General features: G+C 65.3%; 18 protein-coding genes. 11 read left to right on the top strand and 7 right to left on the bottom strand.

From position 1 onward, the window contains the following. Positions 1-121: 121 nt before the first annotated feature. From EN874_RS18910 to EN874_RS18930, 5 genes are all read left to right on the top strand, one after another. Positions 122-1,108, top strand: coding sequence for an ABC transporter permease (locus tag EN874_RS18910; RefSeq protein ID WP_128261473.1), 987 nt, complete (start codon positions 122-124; stop codon positions 1,106-1,108). 114 nt (positions 1,109-1,222) lie between these two features. Next, entirely contained in the window at positions 1,223-2,161 is a 939-nt protein-coding gene (locus EN874_RS18915) for a sugar ABC transporter substrate-binding protein (protein ID WP_126085351.1), read from the top strand. A 33-nt stretch (positions 2,162-2,194) separates the two neighbouring features. Next, positions 2,195-3,703: a sugar ABC transporter ATP-binding protein gene (locus tag EN874_RS18920; RefSeq protein ID WP_127426446.1), complete on the top strand. Its 1,509-nt coding sequence runs from the start codon at positions 2,195-2,197 to the stop codon at positions 3,701-3,703. A 107-nt stretch (positions 3,704-3,810) separates the two neighbouring features. Beyond that, positions 3,811-4,569 carry an SDR family oxidoreductase gene (locus tag EN874_RS18925; protein WP_127426447.1) on the top strand — a complete coding sequence of 253 codons (759 nt, stop codon included), beginning with the start codon at positions 3,811-3,813 and terminating at the stop codon, positions 4,567-4,569. Between the two features lie 9 nt (positions 4,570-4,578). Beyond that, positions 4,579-5,364, top strand: a complete 786-nt coding sequence (locus tag EN874_RS18930) for a glucose 1-dehydrogenase (RefSeq protein ID WP_127426448.1) — start codon at positions 4,579-4,581, stop codon at positions 5,362-5,364. 160 nt (positions 5,365-5,524) lie between these two features. Here the strand turns inward: EN874_RS18930 and EN874_RS18935 are convergent, their stop codons facing one another. The 4 genes from EN874_RS18935 to EN874_RS18950 form a co-directional block, all read right to left on the bottom strand. Next, positions 5,525-8,674 carry an efflux RND transporter permease subunit gene (locus EN874_RS18935; RefSeq protein WP_127426449.1) on the bottom strand — a complete coding sequence of 1,050 codons (3,150 nt, stop codon included), beginning with the start codon at positions 8,672-8,674 and terminating at the stop codon, positions 5,525-5,527. Between the two features lie 260 nt (positions 8,675-8,934). After that, a complete protein-coding gene (locus EN874_RS18940; RefSeq protein ID WP_127426450.1) occupies positions 8,935-10,101 on the bottom strand; it encodes an efflux RND transporter periplasmic adaptor subunit in 1,167 nt (388 codons plus the stop codon). Between the two features lie 53 nt (positions 10,102-10,154). After that, positions 10,155-10,760, bottom strand: coding sequence for a TetR family transcriptional regulator (locus tag EN874_RS18945; protein WP_127426451.1), 606 nt, complete (start codon positions 10,758-10,760; stop codon positions 10,155-10,157). Between the two features lie 370 nt (positions 10,761-11,130). Continuing rightward, complete coding sequence (locus EN874_RS18950; RefSeq protein ID WP_127426452.1) at positions 11,131-12,771, bottom strand: acyl-CoA synthetase; 1,641 nt, start codon at positions 12,769-12,771, stop codon at positions 11,131-11,133. A gap of 203 nt (positions 12,772-12,974) precedes the next feature. On the opposite strand from EN874_RS18950, the gene EN874_RS18955 reads away from it, so the two are divergent. The 4 genes from EN874_RS18955 to EN874_RS18970 all read left to right on the top strand — a co-directional run bounded on the left by EN874_RS18955 (position 12,975) and on the right by EN874_RS18970 (position 17,969). Further along, entirely contained in the window at positions 12,975-13,940 is a 966-nt protein-coding gene (locus tag EN874_RS18955) for a sugar-binding transcriptional regulator (protein WP_127426453.1), read from the top strand. A gap of 83 nt (positions 13,941-14,023) precedes the next feature. Beyond that, positions 14,024-16,078 (top strand): bifunctional aldolase/short-chain dehydrogenase, encoded by a 2,055-nt coding sequence (locus EN874_RS18960; RefSeq protein WP_127426454.1) that lies wholly within the window; start codon positions 14,024-14,026, stop codon positions 16,076-16,078. 181 nt (positions 16,079-16,259) lie between these two features. Beyond that, positions 16,260-16,880, top strand: coding sequence for a hypothetical protein (locus EN874_RS18965; protein WP_127426455.1), 621 nt, complete (start codon positions 16,260-16,262; stop codon positions 16,878-16,880). Positions 16,881-16,892: 12 nt separating this feature from the next. After that, positions 16,893-17,969 (top strand): D-alanine--D-alanine ligase family protein, encoded by a 1,077-nt coding sequence (locus EN874_RS18970; protein WP_127426456.1) that lies wholly within the window; start codon positions 16,893-16,895, stop codon positions 17,967-17,969. A 61-nt stretch (positions 17,970-18,030) separates the two neighbouring features. Here EN874_RS18970 and EN874_RS18975 read toward each other — a convergent pair whose 3' ends face one another. From EN874_RS18975 to EN874_RS18985, 3 genes are all read right to left on the bottom strand, one after another. Then, a complete protein-coding gene (locus EN874_RS18975; protein WP_127426457.1) occupies positions 18,031-19,083 on the bottom strand; it encodes a substrate-binding domain-containing protein in 1,053 nt (350 codons plus the stop codon). A 40-nt stretch (positions 19,084-19,123) separates the two neighbouring features. Beyond that, complete coding sequence (locus EN874_RS18980) at positions 19,124-20,119, bottom strand: ABC transporter permease (protein ID WP_127426458.1); 996 nt, start codon at positions 20,117-20,119, stop codon at positions 19,124-19,126. A 78-nt stretch (positions 20,120-20,197) separates the two neighbouring features. Further along, positions 20,198-21,709, bottom strand: a complete 1,512-nt coding sequence (locus EN874_RS18985) for a sugar ABC transporter ATP-binding protein (protein ID WP_127426459.1) — start codon at positions 21,707-21,709, stop codon at positions 20,198-20,200. 138 nt (positions 21,710-21,847) lie between these two features. Between EN874_RS18985 and mtnK the strand changes: the two genes are divergently transcribed. Continuing rightward, a complete protein-coding gene (gene mtnK, locus EN874_RS18990) occupies positions 21,848-23,110 on the top strand; it encodes an S-methyl-5-thioribose kinase (RefSeq protein WP_127426460.1) in 1,263 nt (420 codons plus the stop codon). Positions 23,111-23,112: 2 nt separating this feature from the next. Next, positions 23,113-24,207, top strand: coding sequence for an S-methyl-5-thioribose-1-phosphate isomerase (mtnA, locus tag EN874_RS18995; protein ID WP_127426461.1), 1,095 nt, complete (start codon positions 23,113-23,115; stop codon positions 24,205-24,207). Positions 24,208-24,606 lie beyond the last annotated feature (399 nt).

Consider the following 24,606-nt stretch of genomic DNA (forward strand, 5'->3'; position numbering starts at 1 on the left):
ATTGCATATCAAAGATAAATTGTTCACAAGGGAGGATGCCTGGTGAACAGGAGCGGACGGCGAGGCGCGCCGGCTGGCTGACGGAGGAGACGACGTGGCCGTGAGCAACGAGACGAGCGAGTTGAAGGCCGGCGCCGGTGCCGCGCGCGGCGCTTCCGGCGCAAAGCTTTCGGCCCTGTTTGCCGGAACGATGGGACCGCTGATCGGCCTGGTGCTTCTGTGCCTGGCGCTGGCGCTGACCACCGACACCTTCCTGACGGTCCGCAACATCCTCAACGTGCTCGACCAGGTCACCGTGCTCGGCATCATGGCGATTGGCATGACGCTGGTCATCCTGATCGGCGGCATCGACCTTTCGGTCGGCTCGGTGCTGGCGCTGGCCTCGATGGTGATGGGCTACGTCGCCTACCCCGACTATCTCAATCTCGGCGTGCCCGTGGGCATTGCCGCGGCGCTCGTTGTCGCCGCCCTCTGCGGCCTGGTCTCGGGGCTGCTGGTGACGGTGACCAAGCTGCCGCCCTTCATCGCGACGCTCGCCATGATGTCGGTGGCGCGCGGCCTCGCCAACATGATCACCGACGGCTCACAGATCGTGGGCTTCCCTGACTGGTTCACCAACCTGTCGATCGTACGCCATTTCGGCTTCCTGTCGGTCACCGTCGGGCTGATGATCGTGCTGGCGATCGTCTTCGCCATCTTCCTCAACTATCGCGCCACCGGGCGCAGCCTTTACGCGATCGGCGGAAGCGCCGAGGTCGCCCGCCTCTCCGGCATTCCGGTGAAGTCGCTGACCAACTGGGTCTACGCGATCTGCGCTCTGCTGGCGGGACTGGCCGGCATCGTGCTCGCCGCCAGGCTCGATTCGGTGCAGCCGAGCTCGGGCGTCGGCTACGAGCTCGACACCATCGCCGCGGTGGTGATCGGCGGCGCCAGCCTTTCGGGCGGCATCGGCTCGATCGGCGGCACGGCGATCGGTGTGCTGATCATCGGCGTGCTGCGCAACGGGCTCAACCTGCTCGGCGTCTCGCCCTTCATCCAGCAGGTGGTGATCGGCGTGGTGATCGCGCTCGCGGTCGCCACCGACACCTGGCGGCGCCGCAGGCAATAGGGATTCGCCCGGATGTGCGGGCGAAACGGATCGGTCGATCCGAGACTGGACTGTCCGGCCGGGGGCGCCGCGATGCGCAGGCTGGACGGGATTGAACACCAACGGAGGAAAAACATGCTCACCAAACGTTCACTGCTGCTTGCGGCCGCAGCCATCGTCCCGCTACTCGGCCTGTCCGACGCCGCTTCGGCCAAGGACGCCAAGAAGCTCGGGCTTGCCGTCGCCAACCTGCAGGCGGACTTCTTCAACCAGATCAAGCAGTCGGTGGAAGCCTATGCCAAGGAGAAGGGCATCGAGGTCATCACCGTCGACGCCAAGGGCGACTCGGCAACGCAGGTCAGCCAGGTGCAGGACCTCGTCACCCAGAACATCGACGCGCTGATCTACATCCCGGCCGGCGCCACCGCCGCGACCGTTCCGACCAAGACCGCCAAGGCTGCCAGCATCCCGGTGGTCAATGTCGACCGCAACGCCGACGGCGCGCCCGGCGACACCTTCATCGCCACCGACAGCGTCAATTCGGCCAAGGGCGTGTGCGACTACATCGCCAAGCAGGCCGGCGGCAAGGGCGAGATGGTGATCATCCATGGCCAGAAGGGCACGACACCGGAAGTCGACCGCTCCAAGGGCTGCGGCGAAGCGCTGAAGGCTTATCCGGACATCAAGGTGGTCGGCGAGCTGTGGAGCGACCAGTGGCACCAGGACGAGGGCTTCAAGCTGGCGCAGGACCTGCTGCAGGCCCACCCGAACGTCTCGATCATCTTCGGCCAGGCCGACGCCCTGGCGCTGGGCGCCGCGCAGGCGGTCAAGGTCGCCAATCCCGACCACAAGATCTGGATCGCCGGCTTCGATGGCGACGTGGCCGCGCTGAAGGCGCTGAAGGACGGCGTGTTCGACGTGACAGCGACGCAGCAGACGCAGGGCATGGGCCGGCTCGCCGTCGACTCGGCGGTCAAGCTGGTGGCCGGCGACAAGCTGCCCGCCGATCAGTTGCAGGACGCGACGCTGACCACCAAGGACAATGTCGCGCAGTTCATCGAGAAGCACCCCTGAGGGCAAGCCAGCCGAGACCTGAAGAGCGCCACGATGTCCCCTGATCCTCACACCGGCGGGAGCCCGCATAACGGGCTCTTCGTCAACGGGCTGAGCAAGAGCTACGGACCTGTGCAGGTCCTGGCCGATGCGAGCTTCGAGGTGCGGCCGGGCGAGGTCGTGGCGCTGCTCGGCGAAAACGGCGCTGGCAAGTCGACCGTCTCGAACATCATCGCCGGCTCGACCAAGCCCGACGCCGGTACCATCATCTGGCGGGGGAAGCCCTACTCCCCCGCCAACCCCGCCGCGGCCATCGAGGCCGGGGTCGGCATGATCCATCAGGAATTGAAGCTGCTGCCGGACCTGTCGGTGGCGGAGAACGTCTATGTCGGGCGCCTGCCGATGCGCGGCGGCCGCATTGACCGCGCAACCATGAACGCGAAAGCCTCGGCGCAGTTGAAGCGCCTCGGCCTCGACGTCTCGCCGGAACGCAAGGTGCGCACGCTGCGCGTCGCGGCCCAGCAGCAGGTCGAGATCGCCAAGGCGCTGACACTGAACGCCGAGCTTTTGATCCTCGACGAGCCGACAGCGGCGCTTGGCGGCGAGGAGACGGAGCTGCTCTTCCAGCAGATCCGCAAGCTCAAGGCCGAAGGCATGTCCTTCATCTATATCAGCCACCGCCTCGACGAGATCGCGCAGATCGCCGATCGCGTGGTGGTGATGCGCGACGGCCGCATCGTCGCCCGGCACGAGCGCGCCGATATCCCGGTGCGCACCGTGGTCGAGCAGATGGTCGGCCGCAGCGTCGAGCGCATGTTCCCGAGGCTGTCGGCGCCGGGCGTGGAAACGGTGCTCGAGGTCGAGAACCTGTCCTCGCCGGAGCGCAGCTTCAACAACGTTTCCTTCTCGGTGAAATCGGGCGAGATCCTCGGCATCGCCGGGCTGATCGGCGCCGGCCGCACCGAGCTGGTGCGGGCGATCGCCGGCGCCGATCCGATCTCGTCCGGCGCGGTGCGCGTCGCCGGCCAGGCAGTCCGCCTCAGCGGCCCGGCGGCGGCAATCAGGGCCGGCGTCGTGCTGGTGCCGGAAGACCGCAAGGAACAGGGTGTGGTGCTGGAACAGACGATCGGCGAGAACCTCGCGATCGGCAATTTCGACCATGTCGCGCCGAAGGGTTGGGTGTTTCCCAGAGCGGTGCAGAGATTTGCCGAGGCCGGGATCAGTCGGCTCGGCGTCAAGGGACGGCCGAATCAGGCCGTGGGCAAGCTGTCGGGCGGCAACCAGCAGAAGGTGATCATCGCCAAATGGGTGTCGCGGCCGCCCAAGGTGTTCATCCTCGACGAGCCGACGCGCGGCATCGATGTCGGCGCGCGCGCGGCGATCTACGACGTGATCGCCGACCTTGCCCGCTCTGGCATGGCGGTGGTGGTGGTGAGCTCGGATCTGGAGGAAGTGCTGGGGCTTTCGCACCGCGTGCTGGTGCTGAGCCGCGGTCGCCAGCGCGGCATCCTCGACCGCGACGAGGCAAGCAATATCGCCGTCATGGAACTCGCCACGAGCTGAGACACGGCGGATGGGAACAAAGCGCAGCAGGTGATACCCTCCCAGGCACCGGACCGCGCGGGGCGCCAGCAGGACTGGCGCCCCTTCATCTGAGGAGAGGGAAAAAGATGAAACTGTTCGATCTTCACGGCGACGTAGCCTTGGTGACCGGCGCCGGCAGCGGCATCGGCCAGTCGATCGCCATCGGGCTGGCGGAAGCCGGGGCCGACGTCGCCTGCTTCGGCCACAGCTCGAAAGGCGGGCTGGACGAGACGGCCGGCAAGATCAAGGCGCTCGGCCGCAAGGCGCTGGTGCTGACCGGCACGGTGACGTCGGAGAGCGATCTCGCGATCGAGCGCACGGAAAAGGAGCTCGGCGCGCTGACGATCGCCGTCAACAATGCCGGCATCGCCGGCGCCGAACCCGCCGAGACGCTACCGCTGGAGAAATGGCAGAAGCTCTACGACGTCAATGTCGGCGGCGTGTTTTTGTCCTGCCAGGCCGAGGCGCGCGTCATGCTGCCGCGCCGCAAGGGCTCGATCATCAACATCGCCTCGATGTCCGGCTCGATCGTCAACCGCGGCCTGACGCAGGCGCACTACAATTCGTCGAAGGCGGCGGTGATCCATATGTCGAAGAGCCTCGCCATGGAGTGGGCCGATCGCGGCCTGCGCGTCAACGTCGTCAGCCCGGGCTATACGCTGACGCCGATGAACAAGCGGCCGGAGGTGGCCGAGCAGATAAAAATCTTCAAGCGCGACACGCCGATGGGCCGCATGGCGACGCCGGAAGAAATGGTCGGGCCGACCGTGTTCCTGGCGAGCCGCGCCGCGAGTTTCGTCACCGGCGTCGACCTCATCGTCGATGGCGGCTTCGTCTGCTGGTAGGGAGAGAAGATGCAGAAGCGTTTTGAGGGAAAGACAGCGGTCGTCACGGGCGCCAGCGGCGGCATCGGCGCCGCCATGGCAAAACGCTTCGCGACGGAGGGTGCGGCGGTCGTGGTCAGCGCCATCGATCCGCGCGTCGACGAGGTCGCCGCCGACCTGAAGGCCGCGGGTGCGAAGGTCGCCTCGATGCGCATGGACGTGACGAAGAAGGACGAGGTCGCAGCCCTTTACGATCTCGCCGAAAAGGATTTCGGCCGCGTCGACATTTCCATTCAGAACGCCGGCGTCATCACCATCGCCAGGATCGAAGCGATGACGGAAGCCGAGTGGGACAAGGTGATGGCGGTGAACACCAAGGGCGTGTTCCTGTGCTGCCAGGAAGCGATCCTGCGCATGCGCAGGCATGGTGAAGGCGGCCGGCTGATCAACACCGCGTCGGGCCAGGCGCGGCAGGGTTTCATCTACACGCCGCATTACGCGGCCTCGAAGTTCGGCGTCGTCGGCATCACCCAGAGCCTCGCCAAGGAAGTGGCCAAGGAGAAGATCACCGTCAACGCCATATGCCCCGGCATCATCGACACCGACATGTGGGCCTATAACGACACCGCCTGGGGCAAGCTGCTCGGCGACTACAAGCCGGGCGAGCTGATGGCTGAATGGGTAAAGAACATCCCGATGGGCCGAGCCGGCAGCGGCGAGGACGTTTCGGGCCTCGTCAGCTTCCTCGCCAGCGACGACGCGGCCTACATCACCGGACAGACCATCAATGTCGACGGCGGCCTGATCATGTCGTGAGTCAGCCGACAATGCCTTGAGGCGCAGGCGGCGCCAGCCTCCCTTCCATCGCGCATCCCGAGGACCTCGGGTGACGGCTGATTTCCGCACGCCGTCACCCTGATACATATCATCCGCCACCAGCTTTCGCCGATGGCGGATGATGCGAGGTTGCCACCTTTTATTCCGCGGCCAGCGCCAGCTGCGGCCTTTCGATGCCTTCGATCTGTTCCGGCTCCGGCGCCTGCGCGTCGGTCTTGGCTTTCTTCGGCTCGCGGCCGAAGAACAAGGCATAGCCCGCCGGCAGCACCAGGATGGTGAGCACGGTGGCGACCAGGATGCCGCCCATCATGGCGTAGGCCAGCGGACCCCAGAAGACGGCGCGCGAGATCGGGATCAGCGCCAGCACCGCGGTCAGCGCCGTCAGCATGATCGGCCGGAAGCGGCGCACCGCAGCGCCGACAATCGCTTCCGATCGCTCCATGCCCGCCGCGATATCCTGGTCGATCTGGTCGACGAGGATGATCGAGTTGCGCATTATGATGCCGAGCAGCGCGATGACGCCGAGGATGGCGACGAAGCCGAACGGCGCGCCGCTGATCAGCAGCGCCGCCGCGGCGCCGATGATGCCCAGCGGACCGGTGGCCAGCACCAGCATCGACTTGCCGAAGTGCTGCAGCTGGACCATCAGCAATATGACGATGATGGCCAGCATGATCGGCGCCTTGGCCGCGATCGAGGCCTGGCTTTCGGCCGAGTCTTCCGCACCGCCCTGGATCTCGATCTTGTAGCCGGGAGCAAGGCCGGCACGCAGGTCCTTCATGTCGTTGTACATCTTGGTGACGACATCGTTCGATTGCACGCCGTCCGGCAGCGTGCCGCGCACCGAGATGGTCGGCAGGCGGTCACGCCGCCATTCGATGCCTTGTTCCATGACGGGCACGACCTTGGCCACCTGCGACAACGGGACAGAGCCGCCGAAGTCGGTCGGGATGTAGACCGAGTCGACAGAGGAGAGCAGATGACGTGTCGCTTCCGGCTCGCGGGCAACGATCGAGACCGTCTCCTCGCCGTCGCGGAAATCGTCGAGCGGCGCGCCGGACATGGTCGCCTGCAGCATCTGGCGGATGCGCTGCGAGGTGACGCCGAGCGCCCGGGCGCGATCCTGATCGATGACCAGCTTCATCGCCGGCACCTGCTCCAGCCAGTCGTCATGAACGGCGCCAAGCAGCGGGTTGGCCTGGAACCTCGCCTTCACCTCGTCGGCGATGCGGCGCACCTCCTGGCGATCCGGACCCATGATGCGCATCTGCACCGGCCAGCCGGTCGGCGGGCCGAGGAAGAGACGATCGACCTTGGCGCGGATCGAGGGGAAGTCCTTGGCCAGGATCGAACGCAGCTTGACGATCAGCCGCTCGCGCGTCGGCTCGTCCTTGGCCATCACCAGGAGCTGGGCGAAGTTCGGATTCCTGAGCTGCTGGTCGAGCGGCAGGAAGAAGCGCGGCGCGCCCTCGCCGATATAGGTGGCGATGAAGCGCTTGTCCTGGTCGTCCATCATCTTGGCTTCCAGCGCCTTGGCCTGCGTCTCGACCTCCTTGATCGAGGTGCCCTCGGGCAGCCAGAGATCGACCAGGATTTCCGGACGCGAGGACTGCGGGAAGAAGTTCTGCGGAATGAACTGGAAGGCCCACAGGCTGGTGCCGAAAGTGACCAGCGTCATCACCAGCACGATGATGCGATGGCGCACGGCCCAAGTGACCGTCGAGCGCAGCCGCCGGTAGAAGCGCGTGTCGAAGACATCGTGATGGGTGCCCGCGTGCTTGCGCTGCTTCAGGATCATGTAGCCGAGCCAGGGCGTGAAATAGACCGCGACGAACCACGACACGACGAGCGCGATGCCGACGACGTAGAACAGCGTGCGCACATATTCGCCGGCGGTGGAGGCTGCGAAGCCCACCGGGATGAAGCCGGCGGTGGTGATCAGCGTGCCGGTGAGCATCGGGAAGGCGGTCGAGGAATAGGCGAAGCTCGCCGCCTCGATCTTGACCAGCCCCTCCTCCAGCTTTCGCTCCATCATCTCGACGACGATCATGGCGTCGTCGACCAAAAGACCGAGCGCGATGATCAGAGCGCCGAGCGAGATGCGCTGCAGGTCGATGCCGATCTCGTACATGATCGCGAAGGTGGCGGCCAAGACCAGCGGGATGGCGATCGCGATCACCAGGCCGGAGCGCCAGCCGATCGACAGGAACGAGACGACGAGCACGATGAGCAGCGCTTCGCCGAGCGCCTCCATGAACTCGTTGACGGCGTCCTTGACGACCTCGGGCTGGTCGGAGATCTGATCGACCGCGACGCCGTAAGGCAGGCCTTCCTCGAAGCGCTGGTAGGTCGCCTCGACATCCTTGCCGACGTCCCTGACGTTGAAGCCCTTGGCCATGACGACGCCGACCTGGACGCTCTCGCGGCCATTGAAGCGGTACTTGCGCTGATAGGGATCCTCGAGACCCGAGGTGACGGTGGCGATGTCGCCGAGGCGCGTCACCTGGTTGCCGGCGCGCAGCCTCAGCTCGCGGATGTCGGCGGCTCTGGTGACGTCGCCCTCGACCGAGATGCGGACCGAGCGCAGGCCGGTGTCCACCGAGCCGGCCGGATCGACGGCGTTCTGCCCTTTCACGGCGTTCTGCAGGTCGACGATGGTCAGGCCGCGCTCGGCGAGCGCCTTGGACGAGACGTCGATATAGATCTTCTCCGGCTGGTCGCCGATGATGACGGCCTTCTCGACTCCCGGCGTCGTCAACAGCATGTCGCGTGCCTGGATGGCGAACTTCTTGAGCTCCGGATAGGTGAAGCCGTCGCCGCTGATCGAATGCAGCGTAATGAAGGTGTCACCGAACTCGTCGTTGAAATACGGCCCGAGCAGGCCCTGCGGCAACTCATTGGCAATGTCGCCGACCTTCTTGCGCACCTGGTAGAAGGCGTCCTTGACCTGTTCAGGGTTGGTGTCGCCCTTGACCTGCAGGGTGATGATGGCGCTGCCGGCGCGCGTGTAGGAACGGACGAAATCGAGATGCGGCGTTTCCTGCAGCTTGCGCTCGATCTTGTTGACGACCTGGTCCTCCATGTCCTGGATCGAGGCGCCCGGCCAGACCGCCTGCACCACCATGACGCGGAAGGTGAAGTCGGGGTCTTCCTTCTGGCCCATGCGCATCAGGCCGAGCGCGCCGGCCAGGATGATGAGGCCGAACAGGAAGCGCGCGATGCTCGGATGTCCGATCGCCCAGCGCGAGAGGTTGAAAGGTCGCTTTTCAGTGCTGCTGTCCGTGGTCATGGCGCAAGTCCAGTCCAATTGGCCGGCAAGGCACGCTTGCCATTACTCATGAATTGCTCGGGTGGCTTCCGGGCGGCGAGCACCTCAAGCGGAGAGACTCGCAATCGCGCTGGACGCGGCCGCGGTGCGGGGGATACCAGCAGCCGGCGTCTCGTCGATCGGGGGCGTTCGCCGCCCGGAACCCATGCCCTCCCCGGCTCGCGGCTCGCGCCAGCGAGGGCGGGAAAGGCGTTTTTTCGCCTGACTTCAAGTCTTAAGCATCAGTGCAGGCTGCTGGTGGTGGCGACGTTGTCCTCCGCCGAAGCGGATTGCTGGGCGATGTCGCCGGAAAGCTTGACCTTCAGGTTCTCGGTCATGAATTGCGTGCCGGCGGCAACCACCACGTCACCCTGCTTCAAGCCATCGGCAACGGCGACACCGTCGGCGGTGAAGTTCGCCACCTTGATCGGGCGCGGATGCACGGTGTCGGAGGCGCGGTCGACGGTCCAGACGATGTGCTTGCCGTCCTTCTCGGTCAAGGCGGTCAGCGGGATCGAAACCAGTTGCGCCTTGCTGCCGACGGTCGCCTCGACGTTGGCGGTCATGCCGAGCAGCACGCGCGGATCGTTGGGCAACGACACCCGGACCGCAAAGGTGCGCGACTGCGGGTCGGCGCTGCCGGCAACCTCGCGGACCTTGCCGTCGAGGGTCAGCGCGTCGTCGGACCAGAAGCTCGCTTTGACCTCCTTGCCCGGGCGGAAGCCGGCGATATCCATTTCGGGCACCGCGATCAGCACTTCCTTCTCGCCGTCGACGGCAACCGTCATCACCGGCGTGCCGGCGCCGACCACCTGGCCGATATCGGCCGAGATGGCGGTGACGATGCCAGCCTTGCTGGCCTTGAGATCGGTGTAGTGGACCTGGTTCTGCGCCTGGGCGAGCGTCGAACGGGCGGCATCGCGCGTCGCCACCGCCTGGTCGTAGCTCAGCGCCGCCTGGTCGAGCTGCGACTTCGGCGCGAAGTTCTTGGCATAGAGCTGCTCGGCGCGCTTCCTGGCGAGATCGACCGTCTCGACCTGGCGTTCGGCGGCGTCGAGGCTCGCCTCGGCGCTCTTCACCGACAGCTCGTAGTCGGACGGGTCGACGCGGGCGAGGACGTCGCCCTCGTTCACATGCTGGCCGATATCGACAAGACGCTCGGTGACCTTGCCGGCGATGCGGAAGCCGAGATTCATATCGGTGCGGGCGCGCACCGAGCCGGAATAGTCGAGCTGGCGGGTTGTCTGCGCCTCGCCGATCTCGACGACCTTCACCGGACGGGCGGCTTCCTCGACGACCGCCGCCTTCTCCTGGCTGCAGCCGGCAAGGCCGAGCGCCGCCACAAAGAGGCCTACGACTGGGAGACCGGCGGCTGGCAACCCGCGGAGGATGGAATTGGACAAAAACACCTTAGCACTCCCGAACTGGAGATGAACGTCGACCGGCACCCGGCGGGCGGCGGCTATTTCAAGGCTCTGATTGCGTAATCGATGAGATCGTCGGGCATCGCCCTGTTGGTCTTGGCAAGGCACTGCGCGACCATCTGCGGATGGCAGAGGATGACGGTGGAGGCGCCGAAGCAGCGCGAGGCGATGACCGGATCCTGCTTCCTGAACTCACCCGCTTCGATACCCTGGCGGATCACCTCGGCGAACAGGTCGTGGATGCGGTCGACATGCTTGTCGATGACGCCCCAGTCGCGCTCGAGCGCGACGATGACCATCTCGTGCACCTTCTGGTCGTCGAGCATGACCTCCAGCGTCATCTTGTACTGGGCGTGAACGTAACGGCGCAGCCGCTCCTCGGCGCTGATCGGCAGGCGCATGATCTCGTAGGCCATCGCGTAGCTGGCGCCGAGCATACGGCCGCAGACGGCTTGGTGGATCTCAACCTTGGAAGCGAAGAAGCGGTAGATATTGGCCGGCGACATGCCGAGCTCGCGGGCGATGTCCGCGACGTTAGTCTTGCCGTAGCCGTAATGCCGGAACAGGCGCTCGGCGCAGTCGAGAATGCGCGTCACATTCTCCTGTCTGGCGGGGTCGGCCACGATGTTGGCGGCTTCTGACATTGGTGCTTTCGTTTGACGAGTGACGAATTTCAATTTTCGTCAGTCGTAAATCGAAAACAGCGAAGAGTCAACGCGGAATCGACGTACGCGTATAATTGGTGACAAATGGTGACAGCGAGGAAGCGTGAAAACCGACGAATGAGTTCGTCATCCTAGGGCGAAGCAAGGAGCGAAGCGACGCAGCGCAGACCCTAGGATCCATGCCGTGACGTCGGCCAAAGAATAAAGTCGGATCAAGCAGTTAGCTTGCCAGCGCCGCCATTCGTGCAGGGCTATTCTCGACCGCCGGAGCACGGCCGCAAGGTCACGGCATGGATCCCAGGGTTTCCGCGACGTCGCTCCGCGACTGCTCCACCCTAGGATGACGAACTCAGACGCCCTTCGCCATCTCCCGCAGCCGGAACTTCTGGATTTTCCCCGTCGAGGTCTTCGGAATTTCGGCGAACACCACCGCCTTCGGCACCTTGAAGCGGGCGAGCAGTGAGCGGCAGTGCTCGATGATCTCGGCCTCGGTCGCGCTCTTGCCGGGCTTCAGCTCGACATAGGCGACCGGCACCTCGCCCCATTTGCCGTCGGCACGGGCGACGACGCCGCAGGAGGCGACGGAAGGGTGCTTGTAGAGCGCGTCCTCGACCTCGATCGACGAAATGTTCTCGCCGCCCGAGATGATGATGTCCTTGGAGCGGTCCTTGAGCTGGATGTAACCATCCGGATGCATGACGCCGAGATCGCCGGAGTGGAACCAGCCGCCGGCGAAGGCCTCGTCGGTCGCCTTGCGGTTCTTCAGATAGCCCTTCATGACGATGTTGCCGCGGAACATGACCTCGCCGATGGTCTCGCCGTCGGCCGGCGTTTCCGCCATCGTCTCGGGGTTCATCACCGTCAGCCCCTCGAGCGCCGCATAGCGCACGCCCTGGCGCGCCTTCTTCGCCGTCCTCGGGCCTTTCTCCAGGGCATCCCACTCATTGTGCCATTCGTTGACGACGGCCGGCCCATAGGTCTCGGTGAGGCCGTAGAGATGGGTGACGGCGAAGCCGGCATCGGCCATGCCGGAAAGCACCGCCTCCGGCGGCGGCGCGGCTGCCGTGTTGAAGGTCACGGTCTGCGGGAACTGGCGCTTGTCCTCGTCCTTAGCGTTGATCAGCACCGACATGACGATCGGCGCGCCGCAGAGATGGGTGACGCCATGATCGGCGATGGCGTCATACATCGGCTTTGCCCGCACCCAGCGCAGGCAGACATGGGTACCGGCCTGCACGGCTAAGGTCCAGGGGAAGCACCAGCCGTTGCAGTGGAACATCGGCAGCGTCCAAAGATAGACCGCGTGCTTGGCCATGCCGGCATGGATGGTGTTGGTGTAGGCCATCAGCGCCGCGCCGCGATGATGGTAGACGACGCCCTTCGGATTGCCTGTGGTGCCGGAGGTATAGTTGAGCGAGATGGCGTTCCACTCGTCATCCGGCATCGACCAGGCGAAGGCCACGTCGCCGCCGGCGACGAAATCCTCATAGTCGAGCGTGCCGATCCGCTCGCCTTTCGGATAGGGCGCGTCGGCGGCATAGTCGGGATCGTCATAGTCGATAACCAATGGCTTGGCCTTGGCCAATGCCAGCGCCTCCCTGACGACGCCGGAGAATTCGCGGTCGACGATCAGCACCTTGGTGTCGGCATGGTCGAGCTGGAAGGCGATGACGGCGGCGTCGAGACGGGTGTTGAGCGAATGCAGCACGGCCTTGGTCATCGGCACGCCAAAATGGGCTTCGAGCATCGGCGGCGTGTTGGATAGCATCACCGTCACCGTGTCGCCCTTGCCGATGCCGCGTTTCGAAAGCGCCGAGGCAAGCTTCAGCGAGCGGCGCCAGAAATCGCGATAGGTGATGCGTTGGCTGCCATGGATGATGGCGATGTGGTCGGGATAGGTCTTGGCGGCGCGCTCCAGATAGGTCAGCGGCGTCAGCGGCTGGTGGTTGGCGGCGTTCCTGTCGAGATCCTGTTCATAGGGATTGACCATCCCATCCTCCCCAAAAGTCTTTTCGAGCTTTCTACCCACTGGGCGGCGATCATGCCATCCCCCTGAACGACCGGGAAATGCTATCATATGAGCCCCCGGTAGAATGGCAGTTCCGAACAGACCGCGCCGGAAGGCGATTACACCCAGCCGCTCAGATTTGACTTTTGTCGAGAGCCGTGACTAATGTCAGCCGAGGAGGCGGCATGGCGATCAGACCGGCAGAACAGCTCATCCACAAGGCCGCCTGGCTTTACTATGCGCATGGCCTGCGCCAGGACGAGGTGGCCAACCAGCTGAATATCTCGCGCGCGTCGGTCGCCATGTATCTGCGCAAGGCTCGTGAGACCGGCATCGTCAACATCTCGACCTCGACGCAGCTTTTCACCGACGACGTCATGGCGCGCCGGCTGGAGGATGCCTTCAAGCTCGACGCCGTCTGGATCGCGCCGGAAAACGCTTATGTCGCCGACCCCTCGACCGACATCGCGGTGCTGGCGGCGAGCGTCTTCCTAGAGCTCGTGAAGAAGGGCGACCGCATCGGCGTCGCCTGGGGCCGAACCGTCTACACCATCGCCGACATCATGTCCTATGCCGATCTTCAGGACGTCACCGTGGTGCAGCTCTGCGGCAATCTCGGCGCGCCCTATTCCTACCGGCCCGACCAATGCACGATGGAGATCGCCCGGCGGCTGAACGCCAAGGGCCTCAATTTCTACGCGCCGCTGGTGCTTTCGACCGAGGAACTGGCGCAGGGCCTGCGTACGGAGCCGGTGATCCGCGACCAGCTTGCCGGCATCAGCGATTGCGATCTGGCGCTCTATTCGGTCGGCGCCGTCGATGCCGACAGCCATCTGGTGAAATGCGGCGCGCTGTCGCCGGCCGAAATGTCGGCGCTGCGCGGACAAGGTGCAGCCGGCGTCATCGCCGGGCAGGTCATCGACGCCGATGGCGAGGTGCTCGACTGCGACTACAACCGACGGGTCATCTCCGCCGAGCTCGCCTCGCTGCGCGCCATTGAGAAGCGGCTTATGGTGGTGCAGGAGGACAGCAAGTTCGAGCCGCTGCTGGCGGCGATCGCCGGCGGGCTGTGCACGCATCTGGTGGTCGGCGCGCATATGGCCGCGCGTCTTCTCGAATACGCCGGCGCGGCGAGCAAAAAGGCTTCGTAGAAAAACCACCCCCGCCGCTTCTGTCATCAAGACGTCGCGGCTTTCTGTTCATGAGCAAAAAGACGAGTATCGGACGGAGCGAGATGAAGAACCTTTGGAATGACGCCGACGCGGAAAAGATAGTTGCCGACTATGCGAAGAAGGGCGTCGGCCGCGACCTTGCGCTGCGCGTCTACACGACCCGTCTGCTCGGCGGCGAGCCGCGGCTGGTGCTGCATGGCGGCGGCAACACCTCCTGCAAGACCAGGGCCACCGATCTCGTCGGCGACGAATGGGATGTGCTCTGCGTCAAGGGCAGCGGCTGGGACATGGCGGTCATCGAGCCGCAAGGCCTGCCGGCGGTGAAGATGGGCGCGCTGCTCAAGGCTCGCGGGCTGGAAAGTCTCTCCGACGAGGACATGGTGGCGCTGCAGCGCTCCAACCTCATCGACCCCGCCTCCCCCAATCCGTCGGTCGAAACGCTGCTGCACGCCTTCCTGCCGCACAAGTTCGTCGACCACACCCATTCGACCGCCATCCTTGCCATCGTCGACCAGGAAGACAGCAAGGCGCTGGTGGCAAAGGTGTTCAGCGACAAGATGGGTTACGTGCCCTACATCAAGCCGGGCTTCGATCTCGCCAAGGTCGCGGCGGAGGTTTTCGACGCCGACCGAGGCGTCGAGGGCCTGATCCTCGACAAGCACGGCATCTTCACCTTCGGCGACGATGCCAGGCAGGCCTATGACCGGATGATCCACTATGTGACCGTCGCCGAGGATTTTGTGGCCAAGAACGGCAAGCCACAAACGGCCAAGGCGGCGCTGCCAGCCAAGCTGGCGAAGCCCAGCGACATCGCGCCGACGCTGCGCGGCGCGGTGGCCGTGGCGCGCGGCGAAGGCCGCTTCGACCGCATGATCAGCGACTTCCGCACCTCGGACGCCATCATCGATTTCATCAATTCGGCAACGATCGCCGATTACGCCGGGCGCGGCGTGTCGACGCCGGACCTGTCGATCCGCATCAAGACCGGGCCGATGGCGGTGCCGGCGCCGGACGCCGACAAGCTCGGCGACTACAAGGCGGTCATCCGCGGCCATGTCGAGGCCTTCGCGAAAGACTACCGCGCCTATTTCGAGACCAATGACGCGCTGGACGACGTCAAGCGCACCATGCTCGACCCGATGCCGCGGCTGACGCTGGTTCCAGGGCTGGGCATGTTCGGCCATGGCCGGACGCTGAAGGACGCCAAGATCGCTTCCGACGTCGGCGAGATGTGGATCGAGGCGGTGCGCGGCGCCGAAGCCATCGGCAACTTCCAGCCGCTTTCCAAGGCGGACCTCTTCCCGCTCGAATACTGGTCGCTGGAACAGGCCAAGCTCGCCTCCAACAAGCCGAAGCCGCTGACCGGCCAGGTGGTGCTCGTCACCGGCGGCGCCGGCGCGATCGGTGCGGCGACGGCAAAACTGTTCGCCGCCAACGGCGCGCATGCGGTCATCGTCGATCTCGATCCGGCCAAGGCCGCCGAAGCGGCGAAGAAGGCCGGAAACGGCTCGATCGGCGTCGGCGCCGACATCACCAATCCCGTCGAACTGCGCGCCGCATTCGACCGGGCGGTCGCGGTCTATGGCGGCCTCGACATCCTGGTCTCCAATGCGGGCGCGGCCTGGGAAGGCCGCATCGGCGAGATCGACGACGCGCTGCTGCGCAGGAGCTTCGAGCTCAACTTCTTCGCCCACCAGTCGGCGGCGCAGAATGCCGTGCGCATCATGCTGGAACAGGGCACCGGGGGCGTGCTCCTGTTCAACACGTCCAAGCAGGCGATCAACCCGGGACCGAAGTTCGGCGCCTATGGCATCCCGAAGGCGGCGACGCTGTTCTTGTCCAGGCAATATGCGCTGGATTACGGCGCGCACGGCATCCGCTCCAACGCGGTCAACGCCGACCGCATCCGCTCTGGCCTTCTGACCGACGCCATGATCGCCAGCCGCTCCGGCGCGCGCGGCGTGTCGGAGAAGGAATACATGTCCGGCAATCTGCTTGGACAGGAAGTGACGGCCGACGATGTGGCGCAGGCTTTCCTGCACCAGGCGCTGGCTGAGCGCACCACCGCCGATGTGACGACTGTGGACGGCGGCAACATCGCCGCGGCGCTGCGCTGACGACGCAAGGCCATCCCGGAGCGGTTCATCGTTTGACGAAAACGACGAACCGCTCGTTTCCCCACTTCTGCTGGAAAACTGCTCCAGCTGGTCAAAATCCGCTCAAATCCTTCGCTTATTGCTCGAACAGCTTTAAGGGGGTGCCTTGCCCTCCAATTCGAGATGTTGGGCTGGAGCCGGTATGCAATCCAGGGAAGTGCCTTATTTCAGCCAGTGGGAATCGCCCGGCATGACCCTGCCGCTGCTGGCGGAGGGACCATCGGCCCTGCATCGCGATCCGTTGTGGCGCAACTCCGGCGCCGAGACCGTCGAGGACTATGCGCGCTGGGCGGTCAATGTCTGCGGCATGGCCTGCCTGAAGATGATCCTTGCCGCGCGCGGTGAAATCCATCCGACGCTCGAGCTCGCCCGCGCCTGCACGGCCTATGGCGGCTATGTCATCAATGAAGTGGACGGTTCGATCAAGGGGCTGATCTACGAGCCCTTCGTCAGATTCGTCCGCGACCATTTCGGCCTCCCCGCCGAGACGATGACGAATGTCGATATGGCGATGGTGCCCGGGCTTTTTTCAAGGTGGCGCTACTTCATCGCCTCGGTGCATCCCGGGATCCGCTGGCCCGGGCGCGAGCCGCCGTCGAAGGGCGGGCACCTGATGCTGGTGACGGCGGCCTCACCAGGCGAAATCCGCTTCCACAACCCGTCCGGCCACGACCGGCAGAGCCAGGCGAACGTCACGCTGCCGCTGGCCAGCTTCGACCGCTTTTTTGCCCGGCGCGGCGTCGCGGTCGGTTTCCAACCCTGATCTTCGGTGGAGATGTCGATGGCCACGAAACGACTGCGTATCGGTGTGCTCTTCGGCGGACGTTCCGCCGAGCATGAGGTTTCGCTGCTTTCGGCGACCAATGTCATGCGCGCGCTCGACCCCAAGAAATACGATACCATCCCCATCTTCGTCACCCGCCAGGGGCAATGGCTGCTGAGCAGCTTCCAGGACGGCGCATTGGCGACACCTTCAGCCGGCATGGAGATCTGCCTGGTGCCGGGCGGACATGGCCAGATGCTCGCAGTCCCGGCCGATCGACCGCCACACGAACTGCCGGCCATCGACATCCTGTTTCCCGTCCTGCACGGCCTGCATGGCGAGGACGGCGCTGTGCAGGGGCTGGCCGAGGTGGCTCAAGTGCCGCTTGCCGGCTGCGGCATCCTGGGTTCCGCCACGGCGCTGGACAAGGACATCGCCAAGCGGCTGCTGAAGGCGGCGGGGCTGCCGATCGCGCGCTCGGTGACGATCGACGAGGGCGCGGCGCCTTCCCTCGCCGTTCTGGAAGATCAGCTTGGCCTGCCGCTGTTCATCAAGCCGGCGCGGCAAGGATCGTCGGTCGGCGTCGCAAAGGTCAACGCCAGCCAGGAATACGATCGGGCGCTTGCGGAGGCCTTCCGGCACGACCGCAAGCTGCTGGCGGAGGAGTTCGTTCGTGGCCGAGAGATCGAATACAGCGTGCTGGAGGATCCCGCGGGCGAACTCTTCGTCTCGCGACCGGGCGAGATCGTGCCCGCGGAAAGTCACGGCTTCTACGACTACAATGCCAAGTACATCGACGAAAACGGCGCAGCATTGATCGTTCCGGCCGAGCTGCCGCCGGAGGTCGAGCAGGGCATGCGCGCCACGGCCGCAAGGGCCTTCAGAGCCATCGGTTGCGACGGAATGGCGCGTGTCGACTTCTTCCTGATGCCGGATATGACGTTCCTCATCAACGAGCTCAACACCATCCCCGGCTTCACCGACATCAGCATGTACGCCAAGGCGATGGCGGCGAGCGGCGTCAGCTATCCGGAGGTCATCGACCGGCTGGTGGCGCACGGGCTGGCGCGAGCGGCGCGATCGGTCTGAAAGGCGCAACAAAAAAGAGCGGCCCGAGAGCCGCTCTTTTCCTTGGCCATGACGCCCGAGCTTACTTGGCGTTCGGGTTCGGCATCCAGGCCGGCATCGCGACATCGGCATGGGCGAACTGCGGCAGCTTGGCCGACAGGTCCTCCATGTTCTTGATGTCCTTGTCGACGAGCTCTTTCTGGGTGATCAGCGTCGGCGGCACGATGACGTTGTGGCCGGGATCCTCGCCGGCAAGCAGCTGCGCCAGCGCGCGCACGGAGACCTGGCCGACGACGGCCGGGTTGGTGGCGGCGGTGGCGGCCCAGGCGCTGTCCGGCTCGCGCATCGCGGCGATGTCCGAGGTCGAGATATCGGCCGAGTAGATCTTGATGCCCTTGTTCAGCCCGGCCTCGTCGACGGCGATCTTCACGCCCTTCGCGAATTCGTCATAAGGCGCGAACATCACCTTGATGTCGGGATGCGCCTGCAGCACCGAGCGCGCCTGGTTGGCGACGGAATTGGCGATCGGGTTGTCGAGCGTGCCGAACATGGCGACCTCGCTGATGCCCGAATATTTCTTCTTCACGTCGACCCAGGTCTCGTTGCGGCGGTCGAGCGGCGCGATACCGGCGACATAGACATAGCCGGCCTTCCAGGCCTCGCCATTGTCCTTGACCGCCTGCTCGAGCGCGAGCTTTGCGAGGTCGCGGTCGGACTGCTCGATCTGCGGGATCTTCGGGTTCTCGACATTGACGTCGAAGGCGACGACCTTGATGCCGGCATCGACCGCGCGCTGGGCGGCGTCCTTCATCGATTCCGTCAGGCCGTGCTGGATGATGATGCCCTGCACGCCGAGCGCGATCGCCTGGTCGACCATATCGGCCTGGAGTGCTGCGTCCTGGCGGCTGTCCAACACACGCAGGTCGACGCCGAGCGCCTTGGCCTGCGCCTCGACGCCGGAGAGATAGGCCTGAAAGAAGTCGCCGGTCGAAAGGTACCGAACCAGCGCGATCTTGACGCCCGGCTTGTCGAACGGCGCCGGGCGGTCCGCCGCCAATGCCGTGCCCTGTATCAGCAGCGCCGCGCCCGCAAGGCCGAGTGCGGCCTTCCCCAGAAGTCTTCTTGTGATGCTCACTTTTTCCTCCGTTGTGTTCTCATCAGTGCCCCGGTCGAAACTATCTCTTGCCCCTGCCGGAAAGGGCGAAGGTGAAGACAAGGGCGACGACGAGCACCGCGCCCTTGACGAAATCCTGCGTGTAGTAAGGGGCGTTCATCATCGTCAGGCCTTGCAACAGGACGCCGACGAACACCGCGCCGACGGCGGTGCCGAAGGCGTTGGGCTTGGCGGCGCCGAGCACCGCGTAACCGATGAGTGCCGCAGCTACCGCGTCGAGCAAGAGATTATTACCCGAGGCGATGTCGCCGCGTCCAAGCCGGGCGGCGAGCAAAATCCCGCCGATCGAGGCAAATACTCCCGAAATGACATAGGCCCAGATCTTGTATGCCTTGACAGGCGCGCCGGCGAGTTCGGCGGCGCGCTCGTTGCTGCCGACCGCATACATCATGCGCCCGAAGCGGGTGTATTCGAGGAAGAACCAGATCAGCACCGCAAGCACGACCAGCACCACCACCGAGACCGGGATCAGGCTCGGGATGAAGAAGTCGATGCGGTGGCGGCCCAGTGCCAGGAAGGCCTCTGAGAACTTGCCGTTGGCGACCGAGCCGTCGGGCATGGTCATGCCGGTGGCGATCGAGCGGCCCTCGGTCGGAATGCGCTGCAGGCCGAGCAGCAGGAACATCATGCCGAGCGTCGCCAGAAGATCCGGCACGCGCATGTAGACGATCAGCCAGCCGTTGATCAGGCCGACGACCACGCCGATCGCCAGGCAGGCGATGACGGCGACGAAGGCGTTCTGCTCCAGCACCACCATGGCATAGGATGCCGCCATCATGGCGCTGGTGGCGACCGAGCCGATCGAGAGATCAAAACCGCCGACGACGAGCGTCGCGGTGACGCCGAGCGCGAGCACGCCGGTGATCGCTACCGACTGGAAGATGAAGACGGCACTTTGCGGCGAGGCGAAACCGTCGGCAGCGACCGCGAAATAGGCGATCAGCCCGACCAGAAGGACGATGAAGCCATAGCGGATGGCATGGTCACGCAATGTCATCGAACGCTCCCGCGCTGTCGCCCTCTCCGTCAAACTGGAACTCATGCCTGCACTCCAAGTCTCTTCATCGGTACGATCTCACACCGTGCCATGCAGCGGCCCGCCGGCCACTTGCGCCAGCAGCCGATCGAGATCGATGCCATCGTTCCGGTGCTCGCCGACGATCGCCTGCTCCGACATCACCAGGATGCGGTCGGCGGTCTCCAGCGCCTCGTCGATCTCGGTGACGAAGACGAGTGTGGCGCGGCCGTCGGCGCTCCCCCTCAGCTTGGCCGCGATGTCGCGCCTGGCCGAGATGTCGACGCCCTGGAACGGCTCGTCGAGGATGAACAGGCGCGAGGCCTGCGACATCCAGCGCGCCACCATCACCTTCTGCTGGTTGCCGCCCGAGAGCGCGTACAGCTCGTCCTTCTCGGAGCGGCAGACGATGCCGAGCTCGTCGATCTGGCGGCGCGCGGCAGCGCGTTCCGCGCGCTTCTTCATGACGCCGAAGCCGGACATGCGCTTGAGGAAAGGCAGGCTGATGTTGCGCTCGATGTTGAAGCCGCCGACGATGCCGCTCAGCGCGCGGTCCTTGGCAACGAGGAAGACGCCGGCGGCGATCGCCTCGCGCGCCGATCCCGGCGCATAAGGTTTGCCGTCCATATGCATGGTGCCGGCCAGCGGCCTGCGCACGCCGAACAGCGTCTCGGCCAGCGCCGTCTTGCCGACGCCGACGAGGCCTGTGATCGCCACCACCTCGCCGGCGCCGAGCGCCATCGAGATCGGCTTGGCGCCATGCGCCAGCTGCAGGCCTTCGGCGATGAAGACCACGCGCGCCGAGTTTCTGGCGACGACCCGGTCGAGCTGGATCCTGCGGCCGAGCATGGCGTTGACGGCGCCCTCATAGTCGAGCGGCTTCCGGTCGAAGGTGCCGGAGATGACGCCGTCGCGCATCGAGACGATGCGGTCGGCGAGCCGCCTGATGTCCGACATGCGGTGCGAGATGTAGAGGATGGCGACGCCCTGCCCGCGCAGCCGGTCGATCAGCGAAAACAGTCGGTCGGCCTCGGCGCTCGACAGCGATGAGGTCGGCTCGTCGAGGATCAGCACCTTCGGCCGGTGCGCCATGGCCCGCGCGATCGCCACCATCTGCCGGTCGGCGAGCGAGAGGTCGGCGACACGCGCCCTGAGGTCGATGATAAGCCCCATGCGATCGGCGACGGTCCTGGCTTCGGCGCGGACATTGGCAGGCTTGAACAGCAGCGATGCGCCCTTGCCGCTCAGCCGGTCCAGCGTTAGGTTGGTGGCGACGTCGAGATCGGCCACCACGCCGTCATTGATGTTCTGGTGCACGGTGACGACCCCGGCGCGGATGGCTTCGGCGGGTGTCTGCGGGTCGAAGGCCTGGCCGGCAAGCCGCATGGATCCGCTGCCGCGCGAATAGACCCCGCTGACGATCTTGACCAGGGTGGACTTGCCAGCACCGTTGGCGCCCATCAGCACGGTCACCTCGCCGGCAAACAAGTCGACCGAGATGCCGCCAAGCACCTCGTTCTGGCCAAAGGATTTCCTCAGGCCTTCCACACGGAACACGGCATCTGCGCCCATTCGTTCCTCCCTGATCCATGACGCTATGGGCTCACTCGGCAATTGTCAACACGATTGACAATTGCTAGAGCGCTCCCTAGCTTGGCCTCGCCGCCGTGGCTCCGCTATCGTCGGAGACCACGCGCAGGAGGGGAGAGGATGACCGAGACGTTCGAAGCATTGTCGGTGGAAACGCTGCCGAAGCGCCTTGGCGCCAACGAGGCGCTGACAGAGCGCATCGGCAAGGACGCCAGCCAGTGGAAAGTACGCGAGGTCGGCGACGGCAATTTGAACCTCGTCTTCATCGTCGAGGGTGATCACGGGGCCGCGGTGGTCAAGCAGGCGCTGCCCTATGTGCGGCTGGTCGGCGACAGCTGGCCGCTGCCCTTGAAGCGTTCCTTCTTCGAATATCATGCGCTGACCAGGCAGGAGCGCCGAGCGCCCGGCTCGGTGCCGGCGATCTACCATTTCGACGAGACCCAGGCGCTCATCGTCATGGAGTATCTGGCGCCGCCGCACATCATCCTGCGGCGCGCGCTGATCGACGGCCGCGAGCTGCCGAAGATCGCGCGCGACATCGGCCTGTTCATGGCCCGGACGCTGTTCCGCGGCTCCGACCTGTCTATGGTGACCAGAGAGCGCAAGGCCGATCTCGCGCTGTTCGCCGACAATGTCGAGCTCTGCGACATCACCGAGAACCTGGTGTTTTCAGATCCCTATTTCGACGCCCAGATGAACCGGCACACCAGCCCGCAGCTCGACGGCCTGGCGGCCGAGTTGCGCGCCGACCGTGACCTCAAGGTCGAGGCGCAGCGGCTGAAGCATCTCTTCGCCGCCAATGCCGAGACGCTGCTGCATGGCGACCTGCATTCGGGCTCGATCATGGTCACCGACAGCGAGACCCGGATGATCGATCCGGAATTCGCCTTCTACGGCCCGATCGCCTTCGATGTCGGCATGCTGCTCGCCAATTTCTGGATGGCCTACTTCTCGCAACGCGGCCATGAGGAGGAGGGCAGCCGGGACTCGATGCGTGCCTACCTGCTCAAGGTCACGGCCGAAACCTGGGCCGTCTTTCGCGCCGAGTTCTCGCATCTGTGGCGGACCGAGCGCACCGGCATGCTCTACCAGAAGAGCCTGTTCGAGGACCAAGGCGACAAGCTGGGCGCCGAGCAGGCGCTCGACCACATCCTCTCCGGCATCTGGACTGACCTGCTTGGCTTCGCCGGCATCGAGGTGCACCGGCGCATCCTCGGCCTCGCCCACAATGCCGATTTCGAGACCATTGCCGATGCCGACCTGCGCGCCAGATGTGAGGCCAAGGCGCTGCGCTTCGGCCGGCACATCGCCGTCAACCGGCGCCAGATCCACAGCATCGACGAGGTCAACACCCTGGCCGCGCTGATCGAACAGGAGAATTGAATTTGAACGTCGGCGAACGCCACTACCGCACCATCTGGCTCAGCGACGACAAGCGTTCGGTCGAGATCATCGACCAGCGCTGGCTGCCGCACGAGTTCCGCGTCGAGAGGATCGGAACCGTCGCCGGCATCGCCACCGCGATCCGCGACATGTGGGTGCGCGGCGCGCCGCTGATCGGCGTCACCGCGGCCTATGGCGTCGCCATCCAGATGACCGACGATGCCTCGGACGAAGCGCTCGACGCGGTGTGGGAGACGCTCAACAAGACGCGGCCGACGGCGATCAACCTGCGCTGGGCGCTGGACGAGATGCGCCGCTTCCTGAAGCCGCTCGCGCCGCAACAGCGAGCCGAGGCGGCTTACAAGCGGGCCGCGGAAATCGCCGACGAGGATGTCGGGCTCAACCGCGCCATCGGCGAGAACGGGCTTGCCATCATCAGGGAGATCGCGGCGCGCAAGAAGCCTGGCGAGACCGTCAACATCCTGACCCACTGCAACGCCGGCTGGCTGGCGACGGTCGACTACGGCACCGCCACCGCGCCGATCTACCTGGCGACCGAGGCCGGCATTCCGGTCCATGTCTATGTTGACGAGACCAGGCCGCGCAACCAGGGCGCCCAGCTGACGGCCTGGGAGATGGCCGGCCATGGCGTGCCGCACACGCTGATCGTCGACAATGCCGGCGGCCACCTGATGCAGCATGGCGACATCGACATGGTGATCGTCGGCACCGACCGCACCACCGCCAATGGCGACGTCTGCAACAAGATCGGCACCTATCTCAAGGCGCTTGCCGCCGCCGACAATGACGTGCCCTTCTATGTCGCGCTCCCCTCGCCCACCATCGACTGGACGGTCGCCGACGGACTTGCCGAGATCCCGATCGAGGAACGCTCCGGCGACGAGGTCTCGCTGGTCTGGGGCAAGACCGCGGACGGCAAGGTCGCGCAGGTGCGCGTCTCGCCGGACGCCACGCCGGCGGCTAACCCGGCCTTCGACGTGACGCCGGCGCGGCTGGTGACAGGGCTGATCACCGAACGCGGCGTGGCGAAGGCTTCACGCGACGGGCTGAAGGCGATGTTTCCGGAGCGGGGGTGACGGCTGATCTCCCCCCTTGTGGGGGAGATGTCCGGCAGGACAGAGGGGGGCGCTGTCCCGCCAGCGTATCGGCGGTTGGCTTTTTGGCCTGAGCCAAGCGCATTGTCATTTCGCGTCCCAGCGAAGAACACGATACAGGCCGCGATCCTTCGCGCCCCCTCTGCCCTGCCGGGCATCTCCCCCACAAGGGCATAGGCGCTAAGATAGGGATTGCGGCGCGGAATCGATTGTGATTCTACGCTGGGATGACACACGAATCGCTTGTTGATGACGGCTGGGCCGAGACGATTGAGCTTCTCGGCGGGGAAGAGTTGATCGCAGGAAGTGCTCGCGAGACGAAGGCGTTCCTGCGCCCGCGCGGCATCAGATCGGCGAGCGACCTGTTGCGCCTGACACTGG

It is taken from the genome of Mesorhizobium sp. M1D.F.Ca.ET.231.01.1.1, from assembly GCF_003999155.2.
Lineage (GTDB): Bacteria > Pseudomonadota > Alphaproteobacteria > Rhizobiales > Rhizobiaceae > Mesorhizobium.

Excerpts from the sequence above, each read along its gene's own strand:
- EN874_RS18965 (WP_127426455.1), top strand. The coding sequence starts at position 16,260 with ATGCAATCCAGGGAAGTGCCTTATTTCAGCCAGTGGGAATCGCCCGGC.
- EN874_RS18915 (WP_126085351.1), top strand. The coding sequence starts at position 1,223 with ATGCTCACCAAACGTTCACTGCTGCTTGCGGCCGCAGCCATCGTCCCG.
- EN874_RS18960 (WP_127426454.1), top strand. The coding sequence starts at position 14,024 with ATGAAGAACCTTTGGAATGACGCCGACGCGGAAAAGATAGTTGCCGAC.
- EN874_RS18920 (WP_127426446.1), top strand. The coding sequence starts at position 2,195 with ATGTCCCCTGATCCTCACACCGGCGGGAGCCCGCATAACGGGCTCTTC.
- EN874_RS18950 (WP_127426452.1), bottom strand. The coding sequence starts at position 12,771 with ATGGTCAATCCCTATGAACAGGATCTCGACAGGAACGCCGCCAACCAC.
- EN874_RS18970 (WP_127426456.1), top strand. The coding sequence starts at position 16,893 with ATGTCGATGGCCACGAAACGACTGCGTATCGGTGTGCTCTTCGGCGGA.
- EN874_RS18980 (WP_127426458.1), bottom strand. The coding sequence starts at position 20,119 with ATGACATTGCGTGACCATGCCATCCGCTATGGCTTCATCGTCCTTCTG.
- EN874_RS18945 (WP_127426451.1), bottom strand. The coding sequence starts at position 10,760 with ATGTCAGAAGCCGCCAACATCGTGGCCGACCCCGCCAGACAGGAGAAT.
- EN874_RS18985 (WP_127426459.1), bottom strand. The coding sequence starts at position 21,709 with ATGGGCGCAGATGCCGTGTTCCGTGTGGAAGGCCTGAGGAAATCCTTT.
- EN874_RS18925 (WP_127426447.1), top strand. The coding sequence starts at position 3,811 with ATGAAACTGTTCGATCTTCACGGCGACGTAGCCTTGGTGACCGGCGCC.
- EN874_RS18930 (WP_127426448.1), top strand. The coding sequence starts at position 4,579 with ATGCAGAAGCGTTTTGAGGGAAAGACAGCGGTCGTCACGGGCGCCAGC.
- EN874_RS18935 (WP_127426449.1), bottom strand. The coding sequence starts at position 8,674 with ATGACCACGGACAGCAGCACTGAAAAGCGACCTTTCAACCTCTCGCGC.
- EN874_RS18955 (WP_127426453.1), top strand. The coding sequence starts at position 12,975 with ATGGCGATCAGACCGGCAGAACAGCTCATCCACAAGGCCGCCTGGCTT.
- mtnK (WP_127426460.1), top strand. The coding sequence starts at position 21,848 with ATGACCGAGACGTTCGAAGCATTGTCGGTGGAAACGCTGCCGAAGCGC.